This is a genomic window from Nocardia sp. CDC159 (assembly GCF_023740735.1).
GTDB classification, from domain to species: Bacteria; Actinomycetota; Actinomycetes; order Mycobacteriales; family Mycobacteriaceae; genus Nocardia; species Nocardia pulmonis.
In genome coordinates, this window is record NZ_JAMRXH010000009.1 from 83,002 (window position 1) to 109,281 (window position 26,280).

Genomic DNA, 26,280 nt, shown 5'->3' on the forward strand with positions numbered 1-26,280 from the left:
CCGGAGCACCCGGGCGGCATCCCCAGCCGCCCGGGCGCTCACCCCCCACGAGGCAGCTACCGTTGGGCTACTCATCGTCGAGCTCGTCTGTGAGCAGCGCCTCGTAGATTCGATTGCGGGCATCGGCGATCGCATTGATCGTGTCCCGCAGCTGTTTTGCCATGGCCGCATAGCCGCAGCCCGCGTCGGCGCGGTCCAGTTCGGCTTCCAATCGCAGGCGGATCTGTTCCAGGCCCGCGATGCGCTCGCGTTCCACACCTACGTCGATCACCGTCGGGGCCGGAGGAGGATCCGAGGGTTCCATCGCTGTGCCGTGTCCTCGTGGTCATGATGTCGTCAGCGGCCGGGGTTTTCGAGGGCATAGGAGCGGTCGTCCTCCGGTATCGCCGTCGCCAGCCCGGGGTGGACGGGTACCTCTCGCTCGAGCGGATAGGTCGGATCGAGCGTCGCCGGATGCGGCGATCGCGGCGCATCGGTCGGCATCGGCCAGGGCAGCCGAGGCGCCGCGATGTCGGTATGCGGGAACAGATAGCGGGCGCCCTCGCGCACGGTGACGAGCTCGTCGCCGCCCGGGCTGGTCCACTGCAGCCTGTCGATATCCAGTCGCCTTGTCTCCCAGTTCGTTTCGCCAGCGTCCGCGGCCCGCTTCAGGCGGTGATGGCGCGAACACAGCACGGCCAGATTCCTCAGCACCGTCGCGCCGCCGTGTCCCGGATGGGCGCGGTCGAACGGCTCGATGTGGTCGAGGAGCGCCTGCGCCGCGGGCATGGTGCAGCCCGGGAACCGGCACAGCCCGTCCGCGGCACGCACCTCGCGTTCCAGCCACGGCGACGGGTCCGCGCGCATCGACTCCTCGGTCGTGCTGGGATCCTCGGTGCGCTCCGGAATCACCTGGAATTCGGCCGCCTCGGCGATCCGCCGGACCAGTTCGGCGTCGACCGGCCCGTGGCCCGACAGCAGCGCCGGATCATCGCTGGTCCCCAGCAGGCTCGCCGCCGAGACCCCGATCTGGACGAGTGGCCGCCGCGCCACACCCGTGGGTGTCGGTGCGGGGCACTGCTTTCCCCGTCCGCAGGCACACCGCAGCCGCCCCGACCCGTCGGCAAGCGCGACCAGGGCATCGGCCCGCCGCTGCGACAGGGTGCGCGGATCCTCCGGGCAGACCTGTGAACTCATCTCCCGCAGCCGCATGGCTACCGTTTGGGCGCCGACCGCGGGCAACAGCCCGTCGAAGACCGCCATCCCGTCCCGCACCGCCCTGATCCGCACGTCGCGCTCGTTCTCCCGCAGCTCGCGGCGCAGCTGCGCGCCCTCGGGATCCAGCCGGGCCACCCACCGTCCCGCGGTCTGGCGCAGCCGCACCGGATCGGTCCGCGCCGCGGCATCGATCAGTTTGGGCTCCAGTTCCGCCCGCACCTCCGCGGGTAGATCGCGAGCGGCATCGACGACGATCTGCGTGCGCGCCAGATCGATCCGCCCCGACGCGAAAGCCGCTCGCGTATCCGGCAACTCGTCGAGCCCCAGCCCGATATCGATCAGCGCCGCCGCCACCTGTTCGGAGATCTGTACCGCCACCGCCGCCTCACTGGCCGCGTATTCCCCGGCCCGCGTCTCGTCCGGCTCGGCCCCCTGCGCCGCCCGGTCCCGTCGCCGCCGATACAGCTCGCGCACCGCCAGCACCTCCGCCGCCTGCGCGTACGCCGCCGCCCCATGTGCCCGCCGCAGCGCATCGATCAGCCCCTCGTCACTCATCGCCTGAAGCTCTCCGCTGTCGAACATGTGTTCGAGATTACTCTTCGAACATCAGTTCTACCACCCCTCCCGACCAGCCGATTTGGCTGCGCAACAGCCCGTGGTGTAACTTCATTCAGGCCGACGGGGAGCCCCCGGAGGCGAAAACAACACGGGGCTATGGCGCAGCTGGTAGCGCACCACACTGGCAGTGTGGGGGTCAGGGGTTCGAGTCCCCTTAGCTCCACATAGACACAGGTCGGGCCCGGCGAATAGCCGGGCCCGACCTTTTCTATTGGACCCAACCCCGCGTTTACCCCACGGTTTCGATGCGCCCTGTGGCTGAAACTTGCCGCGCCCCAGTGGTTTGGGCAAAAGGACCGTGTCGCCCAATCGGTCCGCGCCGGGTTTTCGACAGTTGACCAACGCGTGCCCAGCGGCTAGTTGGCGGTGTTCGCCATCACCCAACTCCATTCTCCGAGCGTTGTCGGACAGCTGGCTCGTAGGTGCCACCGCGGGTTTCGACGCTGTGTTCCATGGCCCAGCGGGGACCCGATTGACTTCACCGAGTGGCCGGTGGTCTCCCAGCCGAGCCAGCGAGCCGCCGACACCATCGGGCAGCGGCCGCAGCGGCCCACGCGAGAAGGCGCGCAGGAATACCGACACCGCGCCTGGCGGAAATCTGTAGCGGCGACAGTAGACATTCGCTGCGGAGTGGGGTAGTTTCGATCGTGTTAAGAGAGAAGGAAGTGTCCAGAAGGCACGGGAGGTTATGAACTACCCGTGATTGGTAGGACGACGGCCCGCGCGATGAACCGTTCGCTGGTCCCCGGGCCGTCGAGAACGCAAGGTGAAGTTGCACGGAAAGATGAAGTAACACCGTGAGGAGAAGGGAGGAGTTGCCTGTCGGATCACCCGAGAACATGTGTCACGCGGGTGGTCGCCGACGTTTCGGTTACATGTCGGAAGATGGTAGTAATTCCCCTTCGATGCCCCGGTGCCGTACGGCACCGGGGCCTTCGGCGTTTGGAGGTTGAACATTCCCGACCCTGCCAGCACGAACGAGAAGTTCGACGACGACGACTACCCCGCCTACACCATGGGGCGGGCCGCGGACATGCTGGGCACCACCCCGGCGTTCCTGCGCAGCCTCGACGACGCGAAACTGATCACCCCGCAACGCTCGGCCGGTGGGCACCGCCGCTACTCCCGCCGCCAGCTCCGCCTGGCCGCCCGCGCCCGCGAACTGGTCGACCACGGCACACCCCTCGAAGCGGCCTGTCGCATCATCATTCTCGAAGACCAACTGTCCGAAGCTCTCGAAGCCAATGCCCAACTGCGGCAACAGAACTGACACCACACCAGCTCCCTGGCGGTGAGGCTACCGCAGTCGATCCCGGCAGAAGACCGCCGCGCGGCCTGGACAGTCCGACCGGACCGGCAGCAGGCTGCGCCGCTAGCCATGCGACCGCGCGGCCCCGGTGTGGGCTGCGGCACGGTTTGGGGGCGGCGGCCCAATCCATGGCATGCTGTTAGGTGGGCACGGGTTGTTGCAGTGATCGCCCGGCTCTCTACAGGAAGTAACAAAGAAAAATATGTCGCAAGGTACCGTGAAGTGGTTCAACGGCGAAAAGGGCTTCGGATTCATCGCGCAAGACGGTGGCGGCCCTGACGTGTTCGTCCACTACTCCGAGATCTCCAGCTCCGGCTACAAGACCCTCGACGAGGGCCAGCGCGTCGAGTTCGAGATCGGCCAGGGCCAGAAGGGCCCGCAGGCCCAGGGCGTCCGCGCCATCTGAGAGCTAACCGCACCGAAACCCGCGCCCACGGCGCGGGTTTCGTGCTTTCAGCTCCCGTCGCACGACACCGGCCACGCCGCCGCCGCGGCGGGCTACATCGACCGCAGCCACCGCCGCGAACGCACCGACCCCGGCCCGACTCCGAGCCCCGTTCGTCATTTTCGCGCGAGCAGAGGAGGATTCAAGGATGAGTCCTGAAGATCCCGCCCGCTCCATCCTGTTCAGCCACCCGAGCGAACCGGTCGAGACCTCACCCGTCACGGACGGCCCCGCCCACCAACCCTGTTTCCGCAGTGCCTCCGGCTCGGCCGCCGGGGATTCGACCACCCGCGACAGTACGGGCCGATGAAACTGGCTGGTCGCGCCTGGGATCTCGGTTATGCGGCCGGGTGGCGGTTGATCCGTGCCCTGCCGCAGCGGTCGGCCGTTCGCCTGTTCGACGCTGCGGCCGACCGAGCGGCTCGGCGCGGGGAACATATCCAGTTGCGACGCAACCTGTCTCGAGTGCTCGGCATTTCCCCCGACGAGGTGCCGGCCGAACTCGTGCGAGCCAGCCTGCGCTCCTACGCGCGTTACTGGCGCGAGGCGTTCCGGCTACCCACGATGGATCCGGCCCGGCTGGCCGACATCATCGAATCCTCGGCGACCGGCCTCGAACACATCCATCGCGCGATCGACCAGCGGACCGGCGCGGTGCTGGCGCTGCCGCACAGCGGGAACTGGGATCTCGCGGGAGTCTGGGTCGTTCAGCGCATAGGGCAGCCCACCGTCGTTGCCGAACGCTTGGCGCCGGAGTCGCTGTACCGTCGTTTCGTCCGCTTCCGCGAGGGGCTCGGCTTCGAGATCATCCCACTCACCGGCGGCGAGACCCCGCCCTTTGCGCAACTGGCCGCCCGGCTTCGCCAGGGCCGGGTGGTGGGCCTGCTGGGTGAACGCGACCTGTCCGGCACCGGCGTACCGGTCACCTTCTTCGGCGAACCGGCCCGAATGCCCTCCGGCCCCGCACGCCTGGCCATCGACACCGGCGCGCCACTGCTGCCGGTCCATTGCTGGTTCACCCCCACCGGCTGGGGCTTCCACATCGACGCCCCGATCGACACCACCCGAGGCATCCAGCAGACCACCCAAACCCTCGCCGACCGATTCGCCGCAGGGATAGCCGCCCACCCCGCCGACTGGCACATGCTCCAACCCCTGTGGACGGCGGACCTCCATACCCGAGACCACACCGGCAATACATGACCGACGCGCGAGCTCGAGACTCGCGACGGCGGCCTCGCCGCTTTCCCGGCGCCGCTGGGAGAACTGGTTGGCCGCGGTGATCCCTGCGAAGCACGCCGAGCCGCCACGCGCGTTGTCGGAAGCCGAGATTACAAGCGATCGACGATGCCTATCTCCCTGACGCCGTGAACGCCGGATTCACACCCCATAACGTGATCGACTACGTCATCTCCACCCCCGCACTGCGCGGCGCGATGATCAAGCTCTTCGATTTGGTTCGGCATCATCGACGCCGCTGGGTTACGTCTTCGCTGGGTTTCGATGGAGTCCAGGTGTCGTCGGGCGGTGCGGGTGGGGTTTCGTTCTCGGGGCGGGCTGGCTGGCTCGGCGATCGGATCTCCGCTCTGGCGTCGGGCAGCGTCGGATGATGTGTGCAGGTTGGCGGGTCGTTGTGTTCCGGCTGATCCAGGGCGTTCAGGAGACAGTGGCCGCAGAGGCGTTGTGGGGGTAGGTCGATCTCATCGGAGTAGTCGGGGCTCTGGGCGAGCCACCAGCAGGCCGCGGCCACGGCTGTGATGAGTAGTACCGAGAGCATGACGGACAGCACGACCATTGGCCCCTCCGTTGCCGTTCGCGTACCCGGACGTGGGTAGCGTGTCGTTCTGACAACCGTGTAATCGCGGGCGGCGCCGCCTCCCCGCAGCGCCACTCGTTCGTCCACCAGCATCTTGTTCTCGGCACGCGGCCGGAACAACCGACTGTTCGGCCATCCTCGTGTGAGGAGAAGGCAACGATTGGGGCGCCGAGCGGTTCTCCCCTTCCCTCGGGGCCGTGACCTGCCGAAACCGGTGGCATGCCAATCGGATTGCCGGGATCCTGCTGGGGTGTCGGACGGGGGCTCGGCGTCGATCCGGATTCCGGTCCGGAATTTGCCCCGGAACCGCCGGGCGAGCGACGCGGTCGAAGGACGACAGGTGCGAGATGTTCGCGAGCGGACGAGCTCGTCGAAGAGCGGCGGCCGCCGGGGTGCGGTCGGTAGAGAAGATCGGAAGGATCTGCTCTACCGCCCCCTCTGACCGCACCGAACCCGGCCGCCTCGGCGACCCCTCCTACGCGGCAGCGCACCCCTCGACCGCGGCCGCGGTGGATGGTCTCCGACGCTCGAGGCCGGATCAATCGGCTGAGCAATGTTCAAGCTACGGGCGGATAGAAGACGCGTCCACGAAGTACCGTCGCTGTTCTCGGCGAATTCGCAGGTCAGATCGCCGGAAAGATTCTTCCGGACCGGAAAGGCCCATTCGCCGGAATCCGCCTCCCCGGGGATGGCCGACGGGGGACCTCCTGCGCCGCAGCGGGATGCTCAGCCCGCGCTGGTCATGCCAGCACCCGGCCGGTGTGCGTCCCATCCGATGCCGCGGGCCGTGGCCCGCGGCGGTGGACCACTGCGAACCCCTTCTCGGCGGGGGCGCAGGCCACGCCGCGGAAGTGGACGCGCTCGTCTGGGGCGGCAGTCGGTTCCAGCGTGAAATGCCGTAGCAGCGTGCGCAATACGAGGTTCATCTCCATGGTGGCGAACGCGGCGCCGATGCACCGGCGTGGGCCGCCGCCGAAGGGGATCCAGTTGCAGGAGTCGGGCCGCTCACCGACGAATCGGTCGGGATCGAATTTGTGCGCGTTGGGGAAGAGCTCTTCGCTTTCGTGGACCAGTTGAATGTTGACGATGATGGTCTGCCCCCTGGGCAGCGCCCACGACCCGATCTGCATGGACTCGGCGTCGATCGATCGCACCAGCATATCGATGACGGGCCGGACGCGCTGGACCTCCAGAATGGTGGCCTCTCGCAGTTGCGAGCCGCCCGCGTCTCCCTCCGCGACCAGGCGCCGCAGCACCTCGGGATGCCTGCGCAGTCGTTCGACGGTCCAGGCCAGGGTCGTCGCGGTCGTCTCGTGTCCCGCGCCGAGCAGCGACAGTAGCTCGTCGGCGATCTCGCCGCGGGTCATGGCCGATCCGTCGTCGTAGCGGGCTCGCAGCATCAGCGCCAAGATGTCGTCGCGGTCGCCGCGCCGCTGGTCGGCGAGCGCCCGCTCGACGAGGCGGTCGATGATCGTGTCGTATCGACGACGATATATTCGAAACGGAGCCCAGGAGGCCCGGCTCAGGGGACCCCTCGGAGCCGACAGCGAGAAAAGGGCCGAGCCGAGAAAGGCCATCCTGGGCAGCAATTCGCGCAACTCGTCCAATTCGGCCCCCTCGGCGCCGAATACGGCTCGTAGGATCACATTCAGCGTGATCCGCTTCATCGAAGGCAGCGTCGTGAACCCCCGGCCCGTCGGCCAGGTCGCCATTTCGTGGACCGCCTCTTCCTCTACGAGCGATTCGTACACCTCCAGGCGCCGCCGGTGGAAGGGGGGAGCGAGCAATCTGCGGTGCCTGCGGTGCTTGTCGCCGGTCAGGACCGGTAGGGAATCGGGCCCGAAAAACCGGCTGAAATTGGGGTGTTGGACGAAGTGGTCGGTGCTCGCCGCGAACACGGCCTTGACATCGTCCGGGTCGCTGATCACGACCACGGTGCCGAACCACGGCAGCCGCACGGTGAATGTCGGACCGTATCGGTCGCGCCAACGGCGGGTGTATTCGTATCGGTTCGCCCAGAGCTGGCAACCTTGTACGAGGGCCGGTGCGGTCGGGCCGTCGGGCAGTTCTACGGTGGTCATGCATCCCCCCGAGCAAGGACTCCAGTAGACACCGCCGACAGTACGCCTGGCCGTCCCCGTTCGACAAGACCCGTCCGGGCAGATGAAAGACGTTTTCCCACAGCCGGTTCGAGGGGGCGTTCGGGGCCGATCTTGCTTGTCGGTGGTGCGGTCGACACCGTCGGCGGCACACTACTACTGTGCGGGTACTCAGTATCGAACGTGGTGAGGTGTCACCTGCGAGTTGGGCGGCAGTGCCCGCGCGGTTGTACGCCCACAGTCCCGCCTGGGTGCAGCCGATTCGCAGCGATGCGCTCGCCCTGCTGAAGTCGAAGCAGCATCCGTTCCGGCGACAGGCGTGGTTCGAGCATTTCGTACTGATGGACGATGACCGTGCGGTCGGTCGAGTGGTTGCCACGGTGCATCGGTCCTATATCGAGCGCCATGGCGAGAACATCGGATACTTCGGATTTCTCGACGCACCGGTCGAACGCCGCTATTTCGAGCCGTTGCTCCGCACCGCCGAGGACTGGCTGGCGAACAGGGGAATGGACGTGGTCGCCGGACCGTACAACTACTGGAGCGGCCAGGAGATGGGTCTGCTCACGAAGGGTTTCGACGCTCGGCCGACGGTCTTCCAGACCTGGAATCCGCCGGGTTACCGGGAACTGCTGGAGGAGTTGGGATATCGGAAGCGGGCAGACCTGACCAGCTACCGAATTTCCCGGGAGACGATCCGGCAGCTGATGTCGAGGCTCCAGCGCCTGGGGGCGCGCATAACCGATGGCCGCGCGGCCGATCTGACCGTGCGGCGGATGCGCGGCTCCGCCGTGGTGGAAGATCTGGAGCTGGTCCGGCTGCTGTTCAACCGAACCTTCGCCGACAACCACGAGATCGTGGCCTACGATCGCGAAACCTGGGAGTTCCTGGTTCATCCGATCCGCAAGCTGCTCGATCCGGATCTGGTGCTCTTCGTTCAGCGCGGCGACGAACCACTCGGCATGATTTTCATGGCACCCGACCTCAACCGGATCATCGCGGCACTCGACGGTCGGTTGCGGCTCTGGGATTACCCGAAGGTCGTGCGCGCCCGACGGTCCATCGATACGGCCGTGGTGCTGGTGCTGGGCGTGGTTCCGGAGGCGCCACCCGGCACGGCCGCCCGGCTGCTCTGGGAAGCCGCCGAAATCCTGCTGAACAGCAAGTACACCTCGCTCGAGACGACCTGGGTACACGAAAGCAATCGCAGCTTCGACCGCGGCCTGCGCGCCTTCGGTGATTCCCGTGATCACAAACACTGGGTGCTCATGGAGAAGGACCTGGTTCGGACCCCCTGAGCCGATTGTCCGAATCGGGCGCGCAAGCAAAGCCGTTGCGCCGTATCATCGTAACCGTGCGTCGCCGGTGCCGTAGGTGACGGCTGCGGAGCAGCGACCGTGGCACGGGCGTCCCGTCAACCAGGCGTGCAGTCGGTGCGACATCCCGTGAACCTGCCTCTATCGACCTGCGACGCATGGCTTTCGAGCAGCGCGGCTGCGCGCGGGTGCGCGGCGGTGGGATAGGGCGCTGCGGCAGTGTGGCGGCGGCGAGGGCGGGATCATGAAGCGACGCAAGGGCGAACGGGAATTGATCGACCAGCTTGTCGGGCATGTTGCCGTTGTACTCTCGGTTGATCCGGGAAGTGTTTCCGCGACCGCGCCATTTCTGGAACTGGGCTTGTCATCCGCCCAGATCGTGCAGTTGTCCGCGTTCCTCGAGGACAGTCGGGGCGTCGAGGTTCCCGCCACCGCGGGATTCGACCATCCCTGCATCGGCGCACTGGCCGGATTCGTGCTGGAACAGGAAGCGGGGGCTACTCCGTGACAGGACGAAAGCCACGTCCTCCGGTTGCGATCGTAGGCATCGGGTCGAGGATTCCGGGTGCCGCGGGCCCGGAGGAAATGTGGCAGGCGATATCCGCCGGCGCCGACTCCACCACCGAGCCGCCGAGCGACCGCTGGCCCGAGCAGTCCGCCGGAACTCTGCCTGCCCGTGGCGGTTATCTCGACGACATCGAGTCGTTCGACAACGAGTGGTTCGGCATCTCCGTCCGGGAGGCGGAGATGATGGACCCACAGCAACGCCTGGCGTTGACGGTGGCGATCGAGGCGCTCGACGACGCCGGTGTTGCGGGATTCGGACGTGGCACCGATGCGGCCGTGCTGATGGGGGTGTCGACCTTCGACCACGGCGCGGCCGTCCTCGGCCGCCCGGGTTGGACCGGGCCGTACACGGTGACCGGAGCGAATCTGAGCATCGTCGCGAATCGTCTTTCCTACGTGCTGGATTTGCACGGCCCGAGCATGGTCGTCGACTCGGCCTGCTCGGCGTCGTTGAGCGCGGTGGATCTGGCCTGCTCGCTGCTGTGCGACCCGAACATTCCCTTCGTCGTCGTGGGCGGGGTCAACGCATTGTTGCTCCCGCATACGACACGGTCGTTCCTGGATGCCGGATTTCTGGCGGCGGACGGGCGCTGCAAGACCTTCGACGCGGCGGCGGACGGATACGCCCGCGCGGAGGGGTGCGTGGTGCTGGTGCTGCGCCGAAGTGCCGATGCGATGGCCGCGGGGGACCGCGTATACGCCGAGATCGTCGGCTCGTCGGTCAATTCCAACGGGCGCTCGAGCGCACTGTACGCCCCCAACGGCAGCGCGCAACAGCGCGTGATCACCGCGGCGTGGCAGGCAGCCGGATGTCCTCCGCGTTCGGCGTCCTACTTCGAATGCCACGGCACCGGAACCAGTCTCGGTGACGCGATCGAGGTGTCGGCGTTGGCGCGTGTGCTCGGCGCCGACGACCCCGGCGGCTCCTCGCCGCGGGCCCCCGTGGTGTTGGGGTCGGTGAAATCGAATATCGGCCACCTCGAGGCCGCGGCAGGAGTGGCGGGACTGGCCAAGGCCGCGTTGATGATTCATCATGCGGCGTTGCCGCCGAGCGCGAACTTCGTGGCCGCGTCGCCGCTTCTTCGACTGGGCGAGCGGGGATTTCGCGTGGCCACCGGCAGGGAGCCGATGGCGGCGGACCCGCTCGATCGGATCGTGGGTGTGAGTTCGTTCGGTTTCGGCGGGACCAATGCCCACGTCGTGGTCCGCGGGATGCGCTCGCACCCTGCGTCCCGACCGGACCGGGCCGTGACCGCCCCGCCGAGGATGGTGATTTCGGCGGCGGATCGGGACCTGCTGCGGGCCACGGCGGGCGATTGGGTGCGCTGGCTCGACGAACATCCGCGGCACGACCTCGCGGACGCGGTCGAGATATCGCGACGGGTAACGCGCGATGGCGTCCGCGCCGGGGTGATCGCCACGGATCGGGTGCAGGCCCGCGATGCCCTGGCCGCACTGGCGGCCGGTGCGCCGGACCCCCGCGTGATCGTCGGTCCCGATCCGAGCACGGCGCGGCGGTCGGTGGCGCCGCTGTTTCTTTTCCCCGGGCAGGGCGGCCAGTTCGCCGGAATGGGGCGTGAATTGGCCGATGCCTTCCCGCGTTTCGCCGAGGCGGCCGCGGAAGCGGCCGAGGCCGTCCGCGCGGCCGGTGGGCCCGAGGTGTGGAACCCCGACCACGGCTTCGCACTCGGTGGCACACATGTCGTACAACCCGCGTTGTTCGCCTTCCAGGTAGCGAGCGCCGCGCTGCTGGCCGGATTCGGAATCCACCCCGGTGCGGTTGTCGGCCACAGTCTCGGCGAGGTTGCCGCCGCCCACACCGCAGGGCTGCTCGACCTGACCGATGCGGCGAAGGTCGCGGTGGCTCGCGGCACCGTCCTCGGCCGACTCGACGGCACCGGCTCGATGGCCGTGCTGGAACTGGACGTCGACGACGCCCACCGGCGGTTGCGGCGGTTCGCCGACCGCGTTGCCGTCGCGGCGGTGAACAGCCCACGCGCGGTGGTGGTTTCCGGGCAGAGCGCCGCGGTGCGAGAGCTGGTGGCGGAGGTGGCCAGCGACGGTGTCTTCGCGCGTGAGATCGCCGTCGATTTCGCCGCACACAGCCCGGCGGTGGCCGCGCGGCGCGGCGAACTCCTCGCCGCGTTCGGCGCGCTGAACTGCGCCACGCCGAAGGTTCCGATGTTGTCGACGACCCGACCCGGGGCCGATCCGGACGAGCTGATCGTGGGTGCCGAATACTGGGCGGACAACGCCTGCGACACCGTGCAGTTGCATGCGGCACTTCAGCAGGCCGTAGCGGAGGACTGTGATGTGGTGGTCGAGATCGGGCCGCATCCCGTCCTCGCACACGCGGTGCTCGAATCGGCGGCCGAATTTCGGTCCGTGCTCGCGCTCTCGGCCAAGGGCGGCGAATCCCTCGCCGCGGCACGGTGTCTCGCCGAACTCGACGTCGCCGGGTACCCGGTGCGATGGCCCGCCGGACCGGGTGGGTTCGGCTCGCCACCGCGGCGGCGCTGGCGGCCGACGCGATTCGTCTCACCGTGGCGGCGCGCCGGGGACCCTGCCGCCGACGATCGGCCCGAACGCGAGATCGACTGCGATATCACCCTGTTCGCCGACCATGTCGTCGCCGGAGAATCCGTGGTGCCCGCGGCGCGGTGGATGCTGGCGGTGCACGATCATGCGGCCGGGATGGGCATGGTCGTCCAGGATCTGGTCGTGCACGAGCGGCTCGAGACCGAAGCGCTGCGATCGGCACAGGTGCTGCTGCGTCCCGCGGCGGGTGATCGTGGGCCGCGCACCGTGAATATCGTTCTGGCGCGCGGCACTGCGCGTACGACAATCGTGACCGCGACGATCGCCCCGCTGGGACAGCCGGTCGAATCCGCCGAACCGATCGCGGGTCGCGGGGTGGGGGACACGATGTCGCCGCAGGAGTTGTACGAGCGTCTGCGGCGCTCCGGGGTGGACTACGGCCCCCGCTTCCGGGCGGTTCGCCAGATCGCCTGCGGGGCCGGTCGTGTCGTTGCGACGGTCGACACCGAGGACGCGGCGAAGAACCGGTTCGACCGGGTGGCGATCATCGATTCCTGTATGCAGCCGCTGCTGGGCGCGCTCGACCCGGCGTGGGTGCGGGGGCGAGCGGTCGTGCCGATCTCGGTCGGCGAGATCCGGCTCGGTGCGGATTTCCACGGCGATCTGACGCTGGACGGCGTGGTGACCGCCGTCGACGGTGATCTGGCGACGGCGCGGGTTCGGGCCGTCGACGCGACCGGCGCGCAGGTCGTGACACTGCGCGATCTCCGGCTCCGAGCGGTCGCGCTCCCGGGCTGGTACCCGACCGGGGCACTGTTCGGCGAACAGTGGATTCCGCTGTCCGGCACGGCGATCGGGCATACCGGCGCGGTGCACGTGGTGGGTGCGGGCCCGAACGCCGAGGCCGTCGCCGCCGGACTGGCCGGTGAACGTGCGGCGGTCCACCGGATTCCGGTGTCCCTCACCGACGGCACCGCACCGGCCGCGGCATCGGAGATTCCCGCGGGCAGTCATGTCGTGGCGGTGCTCGCCGCGCCGCATGCGGCGGAAACCACCGACTCGCCGGTGGTCTCCGAGCTGTCGACCGCGATGGATACCATCCGTACCCTGCTCGCGGATCGCTCGGCCGCGGCGCTGGTATTGACGCTCACCGATGCCGCCGCCGATACGATGCTCGGATCGGGGCTGATCGGAATGCTGCGAACCGTCGCCCTCGAGTACGCCGCGCCGGTCGGCATCGTGCGGTGGACCGGCGATCCCGCCGAACGGCATGCGGTCGGCTCCGCCGTCCGGCACTGTATGTCGGATGCGCACAACGAAATTCGCGTGTGCGATGGGGCCGTGACCGTGCGGCGCCTACGCCCGGTCGTCGCCGATCGGCACCCGCGTCCGGATCCGGGCATCGGCGGTTGCGTGGTCGTCGTCGGAGGAGGCGGCGGACTCGGCACAGTGGTGATCGACTACCTGCTGGAACAGGGCGCGCGGCAGGTGATTTCGTTGCAGCGATCCGCCGTCGCCGCGGCCGCGGATCCGCGGATTGTGCGGATCAGTTGCGATGCCCGGGATCGAGCCGATCTCGAGGCCGTACTCGGCGGGGTCCGGGATCGGTACGGCCGGATCACGGCGGTGGTCCATGCGGCGGGGACGCTGGTCGATGCGGAGTTCTCCCGGGTTACCCACGCCATGGTGCGGGAGCTGTGGGAGTCCAAACTCGGCATTGCGTCGAATCTTGTCTTCGCCACCCGTGCCGATCCACCCGACATCATGGTCGTGCTGTCATCGGCCAGCGGCACCATAGGCTCACCCGGCCAGAGTGCGTATGCCTTGGTCAATGCGGCGCTGGACGCGTTCGCGCGGCAGTGCGCCCGATCGGGTCGGCGCATCGTGTCGCTGGCTCTGGGTGCGGTCGACGGTGTGGGACTGGCCTACCGTCGCGGTGGCGCGGCGCATCTCGCGCGCGCCGGAATGCCTGCGCTCGAGCCCGCGGCGGTGCGGCAGCTGCTGGGGCAGGCATGGCGATGTGGCGCTACCGATCTCACCGCGGTGGCCTATTCGCCCACCGCGGTATCCGACGCCCTGGGTGGTCGTGTCGCCACTCTCCTCGGTTCCTCGCGATGTATGGAGCCCCGCGTCGATGCGGCCGACGGCCCGGATCGGGACCTGCCGGCGGCCGTTCATGCCGTGGTCGCGTCCGCCGTCGGACGCGACGTGCGCGCGGTTTCCCGGACGGCGACATTCGCCGACCTGGGGGTCGACTCCCTGCTCGCCATCGAGATCCGGCGGCGTTTGGAAAGTGCGCTGTCGGTCCGGTTGTCCACCGCCGAGATCTTCGCCCACCCGACCGTCGACCGGCTGACGACGGCGCTGCTCGCCAAGCTCGGTCCGGCCGATCCGGAGCCGGCGATCGAGGCGCCGCGACGGACCCGCACCCGATCGGTCGCCGTCCGCGGGATCGGCCTGCGCGTACCCCCCGACATCCGGACGGTGCACGACTTCTGGGCCCACCTGCTCGATCGGGCCGATTCGGTGGGCCGGGTGGCTGTCGCCGCCGACGGCTCTCGCGCCCTTGCCACCGCAACCGCCCCGCCGGCGGGGTTCGGCGCACTGCTGGATGTGTCGGGTTTCGATCACGCCTTCTTCGGGATCTCGGCAACCGAGTCCGAACAGATGGATCCCCAGCAGCGGCTCGCGTTGGAGACCACCTGGGAGGCGTTGCGGGACGCCGGTATTGATCCGGTCGAGTTGGCGGGCACCGGCACGGGGGTCTTCGTCGGCGCGTATGCGAACGACTGGATGCTGATCCGAGCCACGACACCGGAGTCGATGGATGCGTTCACCGGTCCCGGTAGCGCGCACAGCATGGTGGCCAATCGGGTGTCGTACGCGCTCGATGTGCACGGCCCGAGCATGACCGTCGACACCGCCTGCTCGTCCGGGGCGACCGCGCTGTCCGCGGCCGTGCACGCGATACGCGCCGGACAGTGCGATACCGCCGTTGTCATCGGTGTGCATGTGGTGCTGTCGGATTTCGTGGATCGGCTCACGCGCTCGGTCCTGCCGTTCTCCGCCGCCCGGCGATGCCGGTCGTTCGATGCCGAGGCCGATGGCATCGTCCGCGCGGAGGGCTGTATCGCGGTCGTCCTGCAGGGCGCTGCCGCGACCGCGGGCGCCATGCCACCCAGGGGGCACATTCTGGGCGTCGGAATCAATCACGGTGGCCGGGCGAACGGGCTCACCGCACCAAATCCGGTCGCGCAGCAGCAGGTCCTGCGCGCGGCGCTGGCCGATGCCGGGGTATCGGCGGCCGAGGTCGGTTACATCGAGGCACACGGCGCCGGCACGGCGCTCGGCGACCCGATTGAGATGATGGCGCTGCGGGAGGTGTACGGCGGCGGCGAGCGCGACGGTGCGATCGGCTCGCTCAAGGCCAACTTCGGTCACGCGGAGGCGGCTGCCGGGCTGCTCGGGCTGGTCAAGGCCCTACTCGTCGCCGACTCGAAAATCGTTCCCGCACAACCGAATTTCGCCAACCTCAATCCCGATATCGAGCTGAGCGGAACCGGTCTGCGCATCGCGATCGAGCAGGGCACGCTCGCTTCCTCGGCCCCCTTGGCCGCCGTCAGTTCCTTCGGGTTCGGCGGAACCAACGTGCACGTGATCGTGGCGGGTCCGGACGATCCCAGGGTGACCGCGGATCGATCCCAAACCGTCACCGCCGCACCGGTTCTGCCGGACGCCCCGCTCGTGCTGCCGCTCGCCGCAGCCGATTTCGCGACGCTCGAGCAGCTGCGTATTCGATATCTGAAGTCCGTGACCGATACTCCGGCGGAGTGGCTGCGGGAGTTCTGCCGCAATGCCGCGGTCCGCGATGGTGATCGCCGGGCGCGGAGCGCGTGGGTCGCGCACGACCGCGCGGAGTTGATCGACGCGCTGCGCCGACCGCTTCCGGACGCGGCCGCGAGGCCGCCGGATGCCCGCCCCCTCGTGTTCGTGTACTCGGGTCAGGGGACGGCGTGGCCGACGATGGCGGCCGGTGTGTTCGACCATCCGGCGATAGCGCCGCGGGTCGCCGACTGGGATGCCGCGGTTCGCCGCCTGTGCGGCTGGTCCCTGATCGACGCGGCGACCTCGGCTGCCTCCGGCGTATTCGAATCCACGGTGACATCCCAAATCTGCACGGCCGCGGTGCAACTCGCGCTGACCGCGCTGCTGAGGCAGGCCGGGGCCGAGCCGGATGCGGTGATCGGCCACAGCATGGGAGAGGCGGTCGCGGCCGTGGCCGCCGGAGTCTTCGACGCATCCGATATGTTCGCCCTGCTCGCCGACCGAGGCCGGGTGATCGATGCGCGGGCCGGGGGCGGCGCGATGATCGCGGCGCGATGCACGCCCGAACAGGCCGCGCGCTGGATCGAGGACCGGACGGACGTCGCGATCGCCGCCGTCAATTCGCCGAACGCGGTGGTGTTCACCGGTATCCGAACCGCCATCGAATCGCTCTCGGCACGACTGCGCCGCGCCGGAGTACGGACCCGTGACCTGGGCGTCGGGTACGCGTTTCACGGCCCGCTGCTGGCCGACGCGCGGGTGCGGTGGAATCCGGACGCGGAGAAGGTATCGACGCTGCCCTTCTTCTCCACGGTCACCGGCGATCGGTATCGGCAGCGTTTCGACGCCGAGTATTGGACGCGCAATCTCCGCGAGCCCGTGCGGTTTTCCGATGCCGTCCGCGCCGTGCGAGCGGCATTGGGCGAGCAGGTCCTGTTCCTCGAGGTGGGACCGCACTCGGTGCTGGCAGGCGCGCTCACCGAGACACTCGGTGAATCGACGGCGAGCGGATCGACCGTGGTGTCGACGATGATCCGAGGTCGCCCGTTCCCGGAGGCGATGGCCGATTCGATGGCCGGTCTGCACGATGCGGGCGTGTCCCTCGACTGGCCCCGAATCATCGGATCGCCGACCCGGCGACTGCCGCTGCCGTCGTATCCCTGGGCCAGGCGCGCGAGCCGGCCCGAAACACCGCACGATCACCAGGCTTTCGACGCATCGCCCCGAACGGCGGCCCGACCCTCGCGGCGAGACGTGGCCGAGCTCCTCTGCGCGGAGCTGAACCAGGTGCTCGGGCCGCATACGACGGTGACCGCGGCGACGCCGCTGTGGGAGCTGGACATCGAGTCGCTGCACATCGTGCGGATCAGGGCGCGGATGAGTGCGCGACTCGGGATCGACGTCCGGTTGTCGGTGCTGTTGTCGGGCACGACCGTCGACGCCATCGCGGAAGCCGTGCTCGCCGAGTTGCCCGAAGTCGCGCCCGCGCAGATGCGGGACGATACCACTACCGCAGCGGCACAAACTGTTTCGGAACGGCGCGGCTTCGCCGAGCATATGAATTCGCATCTGGCGCGGATTCTGACCGCACTGAAAATGGACCGGGAGTACGTCCGCGGTGCGGGGACCGTGTTGACCGATGCCCAGGGCCGAACGTGTCTGGACTTCGCCGGTGCCTACGGGGCATTGCCGTTCGGCCATGGCCCGGAACGGATCTGGGACGCGGTCCGTGCGGTGGAACGCTCGGGCGAGGCCATCTTCGCGCAGCCGTCGGTACTCACCGCGGCGGGCACGCTGGCGGAGCGCCTGGCGGCGGTGGCACCCCCGGGGCTGACCCGGGTCACCTTCGTCAACAGCGGCGCCGAGGCGATCGAGGCCGCTGTCAAGATCGCGCGGTCCGCGACCGGCCGCCTCGGAGTGCTCAGTACGGCCAACGGTTTTCACGGTAAGACCCTGGGCGCGCTGTCGGCGACCGGGCGCGACACGTATCAGCTCGGTTTCGGGGCACCGGCCAACGGATTCGAACGCATTCGGTACGGCGATGCGGCGGCGCTGCGCGAAACCCTGCGCGCGCGGCCGGATCACTTCGCGGTCTTCCTGGTGGAACCGATTCAGGGCGAGGGTGGAGTGATCGTCCCGCCGCCGTCCTACCTGACCGAAATCCGCGCCATTTGCGACGAATTCGGGGTACTGCTGGCGCTCGACGAGGTACAGACCGGATTGGGCCGGACGGGCCGCCTGTTCGCGGCCGAGCACGAGGGCGTCGTCCCGGACATCATGACGCTGGCCAAGGCGCTCGGCGGTGGAATCGTGCCCATCGGGGCCGTCCTCACCAAACCCGAACACATCACCGAGAACTTCGCGCTCCGGCACACCTCGACATTCGCCGGTAACGCATTGGCGGCCCGGGTCGGTATCGCCGTACTCGAGGAGCTGACTCGACACGACCGAGCGCTGGTGCGAGCCGCCGTCGAACGAGGTGACTGGCTGCTCACCGAGCTGCGCAGGCTGCGGCGGCGCTTCCCCGCTCTCGTCGTCGACGTGCGGGGTCGCGGTCTGCTGCTGGGTGTGGAGCTCACCAGTGACGTCAACTATGCTGGCTTCCAGGGATTGCTCGGATCGGTTGCCCGCCAGGAGAACCTGGCCATGATGATCTGCTCGTACCTGCTCGACGTCGAACACATTCGGCTCGCTCCCACCCTGTTCGGTACCACCGTTCTGCGGGTCGAGCCCCCGCTGACCGTGACGGCCCAGGAATGCGAGCGCTTCGTACTGGGTCTGGAACGTGCCTTGGCCCTGGCGGCCGCGGGCGATTTCGATGGGCTCCTGGGTCACCTGGCCGGTCGTACCCGGGACCGGTCGGCCGCACCGGTCGCGGCCCCCCGGCCCGCACGGCCTCCGCTGATCGCCCCGGCCGCGGGCGATCGCCGGTTCGGTTTCGTCGCGCACCCGCTCGATCTACGGCGGTTCGAGGACTTCGATCCCGCGCTCGCCGGGTACAGCCACGCACAGCGGCGGGAGCTGCTGGATCGCTTGGCGCGGGCCGGTTCCGTGCTCAATCCGGTGCCGTTCGTGGTGGGCAGCGGCCGCATACGGTCCGCCACCGGCACTTCGGCGTACGGCGAATTGATCGGATTGCCGTACACCGCAAGGGATTTGCTCGACCTCCCCCGCGCGGCCGCGCTCCGCTACGTCCGTGAGGCGATCGAGCTGGGCGTCGAGCGCGGCGCCGAGCTGATCGGGCTGGGCGCCTACTCGTCGATCGTCACCGCCAACGGTGTCGATCTCGGAACCACGACCGTGCCGATCACCACCGGCAATGGCTTCACCGCGGCCGCGTCGGTGGCGGCGATCCGGTCGTACTATCGGGCCCGCGGAAGATCGCTGGCCGACAGCCGAGTGGCGATCATCGGCGCTGGCGGAGCGATCGGTCGTGCGATCGCCCGGCAGCTCGCCCCCGACGTGGGTTCGATGGTGCTGAGCGGGCGGCGTGGAACGGCGGCGCCGGACGGCCCGCTCGGCGCGGTGGCCGCGGAGATCGCGGCCGTTGCGCGCTCCGGGGCCGGTATGTTGGCCGCCGCGGTGCGGAGCCGAGGCCCGAATGTCGCGCTGCCCGAGGGCATCCTGCGCCTGGGTGACAATCCGGCGGCCGATATCGCCGGGGCCGATATCGTCGTGGCCGCGACGTCGGCGCCGCAACCCCTGGTCGCCGCATCCGATTTCGCGCCCCATGCCGTGGTATGCGATGTGGCTCAGCCCCCGAACGTGCCTGCCGACGTGGCGACCCTGCGGCCGGACGTCACCGTCTTCGACGGCGGCATCGTGCGATACCCGCCCGGCTCCGATTTCGACCTGCGCTACGGGCTGCCTCCCGGACTGACCTATGCGTGCATGGCCGAGACGATGCTGCTCGCCCTGTCCGGCGACAGCGATCCGGCCAGTGTCGGGAATCGGTTGTCGGACAAGCATATTCGGCTGCTCGGTGAACTGGCCGCGGCGCACGGTTTCGAGCTGGCCGAGGCTCGGATGTGGCGCTCACCGGATCTCGACCTCGTCGGAGACCACCATGACTAGCACCCCACAGCAGCGGGCGGCGGCCGCACCCCGGTTCTCCGTCGCCGAGGCGAAGGCCGCGGTCCGGGACCTGGCGACTCCCGACCTGCGGCGATATTGGGCCGATCTGGTGATCGCGGCCGGGCTGGGTTGGGCGTCGTTCGCCGGGGCGCTGCTGATCGGCCGGATCACCGTCGTATCGCTGGCGCTCTACGCGGTGGCGGTGCTGCTGCTGTACCGCGCCGCGGTATTCATTCACGAGCTCGCGCATTTCGGAAAGCGGGCGAATTTCCGCTGGTTCCGGCGGATCTGGAATCTGACGGTCGGCTTCCCACTGCTGACCCCGTCGTTCCTGTACGAGAGGCATTCCGACCATCACTCCAAACGGTTCTATGCGACCGGGCAGGACGGCGAGTACCTGGCATTCGCGCGAATGTCCCCCTGGCAGATGGTGGCCATGCCCGCCGCGGGTATCGTCGCGCCGCTGTTCGGCCCGTGGCGCTTCGGTGTGCTCGCCCCGATCTCGTGGTGTGTGCCGCGAGCCCGCGACTACGTCTACGCGCGGATGTCGACATTGAAGATCGATCTCGATCATCGGGGCAGGCCGCCACGGCCCGGGGCGCAACGGCGCGCCTGGCTGGTGCAGGAGATCTGTGCGACGCTGCTGGTCTGGGGCGTCACGGCGGGTGTGATCACCGGCACGCTGCCCGTCGCGCTGGTGCTGTGGTGGGCCGCCTTGGTCGGGGGGATCGTCGTCGTCAACTCGATGCGGTTGCTCGGGGCCCATCGCTATCTGGCCGGGGACGACGGCGAACTGTCTGTGATCGGGCAGATGCTGGACACCGTCAACTATCCCCGTTCGCGAATTGCCGGGATGCTGTGGGGCCCACTGGGATTACGGTTGCATGCGCTGCACCACCTGCTGCCGCACCTGCCGTACCACGCACTACCCGAGGCGCATGAGCGGCTCGTCGCCGCGCTGCCCGCCGACAGCGCCTACCGCCTCACCGAAAGCAGGGGATTGGTGAGTTCGATTCGTCGGTTGTGGCGACATGCCCGTGACTCCCGCTCGGCGCGGCACGCACTGGAGAGGGGAGACAGATCATGACCGTCGACGACTCGACGCTCTCGACCGCACCGGCTCCGCCGCGATCGCGAACGGTGCTGCCGCTGTCGGATGCCATCCGGTTCCGCGACGATCCGCTGGCCTTCATGACCGAGTTCGGTCAGGCCTATGGTGAGGTGGCCGAATTCCGGATCGGCGCCAAGCCCGCGGTGCTGGTCAGCGGTGCGCGGCAGATCAGGGACGTGCTGGCGGCCAAGGCCGGGGATTTCGACAAGGGTGACCTGCAACGCAATGCGGTCACACCGGTGCTCGGGCGAGGTCTGCTGATCTCCGAGGGCAGGCTGCACGATGTTCAGCGCAAAATGGTGGCGCCGCTGTTCGCGGCGCGGCGCCTGGGCCCGCATATCGATCGCATCGGCGGGGTGATCGCTCGGCACCTGGACGAATGGGAATCACTGGGCCGCTTCGAGCTGATCGAGCGGGTGCACCGGATCACCCACGATGCGATCGCGGAACTGCTGATCGGTGGTCCGACCGGCGACGAGGACCGGCTGGCCGCCGGGGTCACCAGGGTCTTCGACTGGGAGATGAAGCGGCTGTTCAGTGTTGCCGCGCCGCCGCTGTGGCTGCCGACGCCCAACAATCGCCGGTTGCGCGCGGACCTGGCCGACATACGCGGCAAGGTACGCGATTTCATCGCGGAGCGCCGGGGTCGCGGCACCCCCGACGACCTCGTCACCGCGCTGCTGCTCGCCCGGGACGACGACGGCCGACCGATGTCCGACGAGCAACTCGTCGACGAGGTGATCAACCTCTGGGGCACCTCGTACGAGACGAATGCCGATGGGCAGTTCTGGGCCGCGTATTCGATGTGGCGACATCCGGAGATCGCCGAGCGAGTGCGCGCGGAGGCCGAGGCCGTCTGCGCCGACCGGCCGCCGGGCATCGCCGACCTCGCGCGGCTGCCCTATGCCGCGCAGGTGTTCAAGGAGGCCGTCCGGCTGTATCCGCCGAGCGCGCTGCTACTACGGGAGGCGGTCCGCGACACCGAGATCGGCGGCTATCGGATCAAAAGAGGTTCGTTGATGTTATTGGCGATCTTCGCCATGCACAGATCCCCGCGATACTACGAGGATCCCTTGGAATTTCGGCCCGAAAGATTCGACCCGGCCCTCGAGAAGTCCCGTGACCGATACGCCTACCTGCCGTTCGGCGCCGGTCGGCATGTATGCCTCGGATCGTCGCTGGCGGTCATGCAGGGGCAGATGTTCACGGCGCTGCTGGCTTCGCGGGGTCGGCTGGAGTTCCACGTCGACGGTCCGGTGCACCCGCAACTGCTGATCAATCTGCGCCCGCGGGGATCGACGGTGTGTACCTATGGCCGCCGCGTCGTGACGAAGGCAGTGCCGCGATGACGGCGACGATGCCGCCGATGGCCACCCTCGCCGCCGCCGTCCGATGGCACAGCGACCAGACGCCGGATCTACCGGCCGTCACCGATCTCAGGTTCCGCGGCACGATTCGTCTCGAAACCAGTCTGAGCTACCGGGAACTCGATCATCGCGCAGACGCCTTGGCGGCGAGACTCATCGCCGTCACCGCGCCCGGCGATCGGGTCACGGTGATGTGCGATCACGGAGTGGATTACGCCGTCGCCTTTCTGGGGTGTCTGTACGCGCAACGCGTTGCGGTGCCGTTGTTTCCGGCGGATCGGCCCAGCCGCGCGGCTCGGCTGCATGCCGTGCTCCGCGATGCGGCTCCGGCCGCGTCGCTGCTGAGTCCCCAGGATCTCGCCACCGGCACCGCGATGGCCGACCGGCTCGGCGTCCTGATCCGGGTGGACGGCGGAAAACCCACCGCCGCGGCGGATTCCCGGATCGATCGCATGCCGGATCCGGACGCCCTCGCCTATCTCCAGTACACGTCCGGCTCGACCCGTACCCCGGCGGGCGTCATGGTGACCGGCCGGAATATAGTGGCCCACTTCGAGCAGCTCCTGACCGTCTATCCGGTGGTGTCGGAGCGGCCGATGGTGAATTGGCTGCCGCTGTTTCACGATATGGGGCTGATCTTCTCGCTGTGTCTGCCGCTGTATGCCGGTACCCACGCGGTGACGATGGCCCCCACCGAATTCGTCAAGCGTCCGGCACGCTGGCCGCAGGCGCTGTCGGACTATCGCGCCGGTGCCACGGCGAGCCCGAACTTCGGCCTGGACATGGCCGTTCGGGACACGTCCCCGGACGAGCGGTCCCGGCTGGATCTGTCCACCGTCCGGGTGCTCATGAACGGTTCCGAACCGATCCGCCCGGCGTCGCTGCGCGCGTTCACGGCGGCCTTCGCCGCATCGCGTTTCGATCCGGCGGCTCATTCCGGCGCGTACGGACTGGCCGAGGCGACGTTGGTGGTCACAGCGAACGCCGAGGGGCGCGGCACGACGACGATCCGGGCCGATCGAGAGGCGCTGGCACAGGGGCGGGTGGTGCCGGTCGGCCGCGCGTCCGGTGCGGCGGTGGAGGTGGTCGGCTGCGGGACCGCGGTGGGGCAGAGTGTCGCGATCGTCGATCCCGAGACCCGCCAGCCGTGCGGGGAAAGGCAGGTGGGGGAGGTGTGGGTCGCCGGTCCCAATGTGTGCTCCGGGTACCACGGGCGACCGGAGAGCACCGCGGAGGTGTTTCGGGCGCAGCGGGCAGACCATCCTTCGGATTGGCTGCGTACCGGTGATCTGGGCTTCCTGATGGACGCCGATCTGTTCGTCGTCGCCCGGCTGAAGGATCTGATCATCATCGACGGCAGAAACATCTATCCGGCCGATATCGAGGCCACCGTCATTGAGTCGGTTCCCCAGTTCCGGCCGGGCCATGTCGTCGCATTCTCGATCGACCGGGCATCGGGCGAACGCGTCGTGATCGCCGGTGAACTCGACCGGAACACCCCACCCTCGGTGCGGCTGCCCGATCTCGCGCGGCGCGTGCGCACGATCGTCGCGAATCACTACGAGACGATGCCGGTCGACGTATTGTTCATCGAGCATGGGGGACTTCCGAAGACGACCAGCGGCAAGCTGCAGCGCAGCGCCACCGCCGACCGGTATCGGGCGGGTTCGCTGGCGGTGTTGCCGATGGACAGCGATGGACGAGCGATCGTGCCGACCGTCGTTCGGTGAGAGGACGTGACCGATGCTGACGGCGATCGCGCGTGCCGCGGTGCGGCGACCATGGGTCGTAGTAGCCGTGGCGCTGCTGATCGCACTGCTCGGGGGTCTGCTGGGGGCCAGCGTTCCCGGCAAGCTGAAGTCCGGTGGCCAAACCACTCCCGAAACCGAATCGGCACGGCAATACCTCGACGAGAACTTCCCCGGCATCAATCCGAACCTGGTGGTGGTCCTCGCCGCCGACAATGTGGACTCCCCGGCGGCCGAATCGGCCGGACGGCGGGTTGTGGAGCGGTTGGCGCATCGTTCGGATGTCACCGGGGTCCAGTCGTATTGGACGGCTCGCCCCGATCTCGCGTCGGCGCTGCGCGACAAGGATCGGAAGAAGGCCGTCGTGCTCGGCACCATCGTCGGCGACGACACCGCCGTGCAGAAATCCGCGGCGTCGATCTCCCGTGAGCTCACCGAGACATCCGGCGGCGTCGAGGTGCGGGTCGGCGGCCTGGCCGCGGTCTTCTCCGATATGAGCGAACAGTCCACGCGCGATCTGATCAGATCCGAGGCCGTGGCGATTCCGCTGACCGGCATCGTCCTCGTGCTCGTCTTCGGCAGTATCGTGGCCGCCGGTCTGCCGTTGATCGTGGGGTTGTTCGCGATACTGGTCACCCTGGCCGTGCTCGGCATCTACGCGGCGCTCGGGGACGTCTCCGTCTTCTCGTTGAATATGACGACGGCGCTGGGCTTCGCCCTGGCAGTCGACTACAGCCTGTTCATCGTCAGCCGATATCGTGAGGAGCTCGAGCGGGGTCTCGATCATGCGGACGCGGCGGTGCGAGCCACCCAGACCGCGGGCCGGACCGTCGTATTCTCGGCGCTCACCGTGGCGCTGTCCTTGGCCGTCCTGGTCGTGTTCCCGCAGTACTTCCTGCGCTCGTTCGCGTATGCGGGCGTCGCGGTGGTGGTGGCGGCCGCCGCCGCGGCCATCGTCATCCTGCCCGCCTGTCTGGTTCTGCTCGGCCCCAGGGTCAACGCGCTCGACCTGCGCGCACCGATCCGTCGCTGGCTGCGTCGCCCGCCGCCGGGGACGGTCCAGCCGCAGGACAGCCGCTGGTACCGCGCGGTGATCGCGGTGATCAGACGGCCGATCCCGGTCGCGCTGGCCGCGGTGGGAGTGCTGGTCCTGCTCGGGTCACCGCTGTTGTCGCTGCATTTCGGTTTCGCGGACGACCGGGTGCTGCCCACCAGCTCACCGAGTCGGCAGGTCGGCGACATCCTGCGGCAGGATTTCGGCGCCCATGTCGGATCCGGAACCGTGGTGATGTTGCGCGACGGCGGTGCCGACCTGTCCCAGGTGGGCAGCTATGCGGCCGCGCTGTCGAAGATCGACGGGGTACCCGCGGTGCTGTCTCCGGCGGGCGTGTATCAGCAGGGCCTTCGAATGGCAGCGCCGCCACCGGGTTTGGTGAACGAGGCCGGCGCGGTGGTTTCGGTGTTCACCGATATCGATCCGTTCTCCGATGCCGGATCGGCGCAGTTGCGCGCGATACGCGAGGTGCCGAGTCCGGGCCCCGTCACCATTTCGGGAGCGGCGGCGACCAACGAGGACAGCGTGCGCGCCATCGTTTCCAAGCTGCCGATGGCGCTCGTGCTCATCGCGGTCACCACCTATGTCCTGCTGTTCCTGTTCACCGGAAGCCTGCTGCTGCCCGCCAAGGCACTCGTACTGAATGTGCTGTCGTTGTCGGCGACGTTCGGCGCGATGGTGTGGATCTTCCAGGAGGGGCATCTGTCGGGGCTGTTGGGTTTCACCCCGTTGGGCAGTCTGACCCCGGCGCTTCCCATCCTCATGTTCTGCCTGGCCTTCGGCGTATCGATGGACTACGAACTGTTTCTGCTGTCCCGCATGCGGGAGGAGTGGTTGGCATCGGATCGCACGCCAGCGGCCAATATTCACGCGGTTGCCATGGGAGTTGCCCGTACCGGCCGCATCTTCACGGCCGCGGCCGTATTGATGGCGATCGTGCTCGCCGCGGTCGCCACATCGAAGGTTCAGTTCATGCAATTGTTCGGCTTGGGTCTGACATTGGCGGTGCTGGCCGACGCGACGATCATTCGGTTGCTGCTCGTGCCGACGCTGATGCGATTGCTGAGCACCTACAACTGGTGGGCGCCCCGGTGGCTGATGGTGTTGCACAGCCGATTCGGGTTCACCGAGGACCGTCCGGCACAGGGAGTCCCTGCCCATAATGTCTGACCTGCTCGTCGGCGCCGAGCTGTCGC

The 26,280-nt window shown here is 68.5% G+C and carries 14 protein-coding genes and 1 tRNA gene; 12 read left to right on the forward strand and 3 right to left on the reverse strand.

The features are described from left to right. Window positions 1-67: 67 nt before the first annotated feature. Window positions 68-304 carry a hypothetical protein gene (locus NDR87_RS20675; protein ID WP_251914667.1) on the reverse strand — a complete coding sequence of 79 codons (237 nt, stop codon included), beginning with the start codon at window positions 302-304 and terminating at the stop codon, window positions 68-70. 32 nt (window positions 305-336) lie between these two features. Next, window positions 337-1,779, reverse strand: a complete 1,443-nt coding sequence (locus NDR87_RS20680; protein ID WP_251914668.1) for an HNH endonuclease signature motif containing protein — start codon at window positions 1,777-1,779, stop codon at window positions 337-339. Between the two features lie 126 nt (window positions 1,780-1,905). Between NDR87_RS20680 and NDR87_RS20685 the strand changes: the two genes are divergently transcribed. From NDR87_RS20685 to NDR87_RS20705, 5 genes are all read left to right on the forward strand, one after another. After that, window positions 1,906-1,978 (forward strand) — tRNA-Ala (locus NDR87_RS20685). 750 nt (window positions 1,979-2,728) lie between these two features. Further along, complete coding sequence (locus tag NDR87_RS20690) at window positions 2,729-3,085, forward strand: MerR family transcriptional regulator (protein WP_372494244.1); 357 nt, start codon at window positions 2,729-2,731, stop codon at window positions 3,083-3,085. A 241-nt stretch (window positions 3,086-3,326) separates the two neighbouring features. Further along, window positions 3,327-3,530, forward strand: a complete 204-nt coding sequence (locus NDR87_RS20695; protein ID WP_251914669.1) for a cold-shock protein — start codon at window positions 3,327-3,329, stop codon at window positions 3,528-3,530. A gap of 345 nt (window positions 3,531-3,875) precedes the next feature. Continuing rightward, the gene (locus NDR87_RS20700; RefSeq protein ID WP_251914670.1) at window positions 3,876-4,772 is read left to right on the forward strand and encodes a phosphatidylinositol mannoside acyltransferase; all 897 of its coding nucleotides are present in this window, start codon (window positions 3,876-3,878) and stop codon (window positions 4,770-4,772) included. Between the two features lie 191 nt (window positions 4,773-4,963). After that, the gene (locus tag NDR87_RS20705) at window positions 4,964-5,179 is read left to right on the forward strand and encodes a hypothetical protein (RefSeq protein ID WP_251941192.1); all 216 of its coding nucleotides are present in this window, start codon (window positions 4,964-4,966) and stop codon (window positions 5,177-5,179) included. A gap of 946 nt (window positions 5,180-6,125) precedes the next feature. On the opposite strand, the gene NDR87_RS20710 is transcribed toward NDR87_RS20705, so the two are convergent. Beyond that, complete coding sequence (locus tag NDR87_RS20710; protein ID WP_251914672.1) at window positions 6,126-7,466, reverse strand: cytochrome P450; 1,341 nt, start codon at window positions 7,464-7,466, stop codon at window positions 6,126-6,128. Between the two features lie 209 nt (window positions 7,467-7,675). Here NDR87_RS20710 and NDR87_RS20715 point away from each other — a divergent pair, with 209 nt between their 5' ends. The 7 genes from NDR87_RS20715 to NDR87_RS20745 all read left to right on the forward strand — a co-directional run bounded on the left by NDR87_RS20715 (window position 7,676) and on the right by NDR87_RS20745 (window position 26,254). Continuing rightward, window positions 7,676-8,782, forward strand: a complete 1,107-nt coding sequence (locus NDR87_RS20715; protein ID WP_251914673.1) for a hypothetical protein — start codon at window positions 7,676-7,678, stop codon at window positions 8,780-8,782. Window positions 8,783-9,044: 262 nt separating this feature from the next. Continuing rightward, on the forward strand, window positions 9,045-9,308 hold the full coding sequence (locus tag NDR87_RS20720; RefSeq protein ID WP_251914674.1) for an acyl carrier protein: 264 nt from the start codon (window positions 9,045-9,047) through the stop codon (window positions 9,306-9,308). Beyond that, window positions 9,305-19,804 carry an aminotransferase class III-fold pyridoxal phosphate-dependent enzyme gene (locus NDR87_RS20725; protein WP_308212120.1) on the forward strand — a complete coding sequence of 3,500 codons (10,500 nt, stop codon included), beginning with the start codon at window positions 9,305-9,307 and terminating at the stop codon, window positions 19,802-19,804. The genes NDR87_RS20720 and NDR87_RS20725 overlap by 4 nt, the downstream gene beginning before the upstream one ends. Further along, the gene (locus tag NDR87_RS20730; RefSeq protein WP_251914676.1) at window positions 19,797-20,891 is read left to right on the forward strand and encodes a fatty acid desaturase; all 1,095 of its coding nucleotides are present in this window, start codon (window positions 19,797-19,799) and stop codon (window positions 20,889-20,891) included. The genes NDR87_RS20725 and NDR87_RS20730 overlap by 8 nt, the downstream gene beginning before the upstream one ends. Beyond that, the gene (locus tag NDR87_RS20735; RefSeq protein ID WP_251914677.1) at window positions 20,888-22,264 is read left to right on the forward strand and encodes a cytochrome P450; all 1,377 of its coding nucleotides are present in this window, start codon (window positions 20,888-20,890) and stop codon (window positions 22,262-22,264) included. Before NDR87_RS20730 ends, NDR87_RS20735 begins: the two co-directional genes overlap by 4 nt. Beyond that, a complete protein-coding gene (locus NDR87_RS20740; protein ID WP_251914678.1) occupies window positions 22,261-24,012 on the forward strand; it encodes a fatty acyl-AMP ligase in 1,752 nt (583 codons plus the stop codon). The genes NDR87_RS20735 and NDR87_RS20740 overlap by 4 nt, the downstream gene beginning before the upstream one ends. Before the next feature lie 13 nt (window positions 24,013-24,025). Beyond that, the gene (locus NDR87_RS20745) at window positions 24,026-26,254 is read left to right on the forward strand and encodes an MMPL family transporter (protein WP_251914679.1); all 2,229 of its coding nucleotides are present in this window, start codon (window positions 24,026-24,028) and stop codon (window positions 26,252-26,254) included. The last annotated feature ends 26 nt before the right edge of the window (window positions 26,255-26,280 follow it).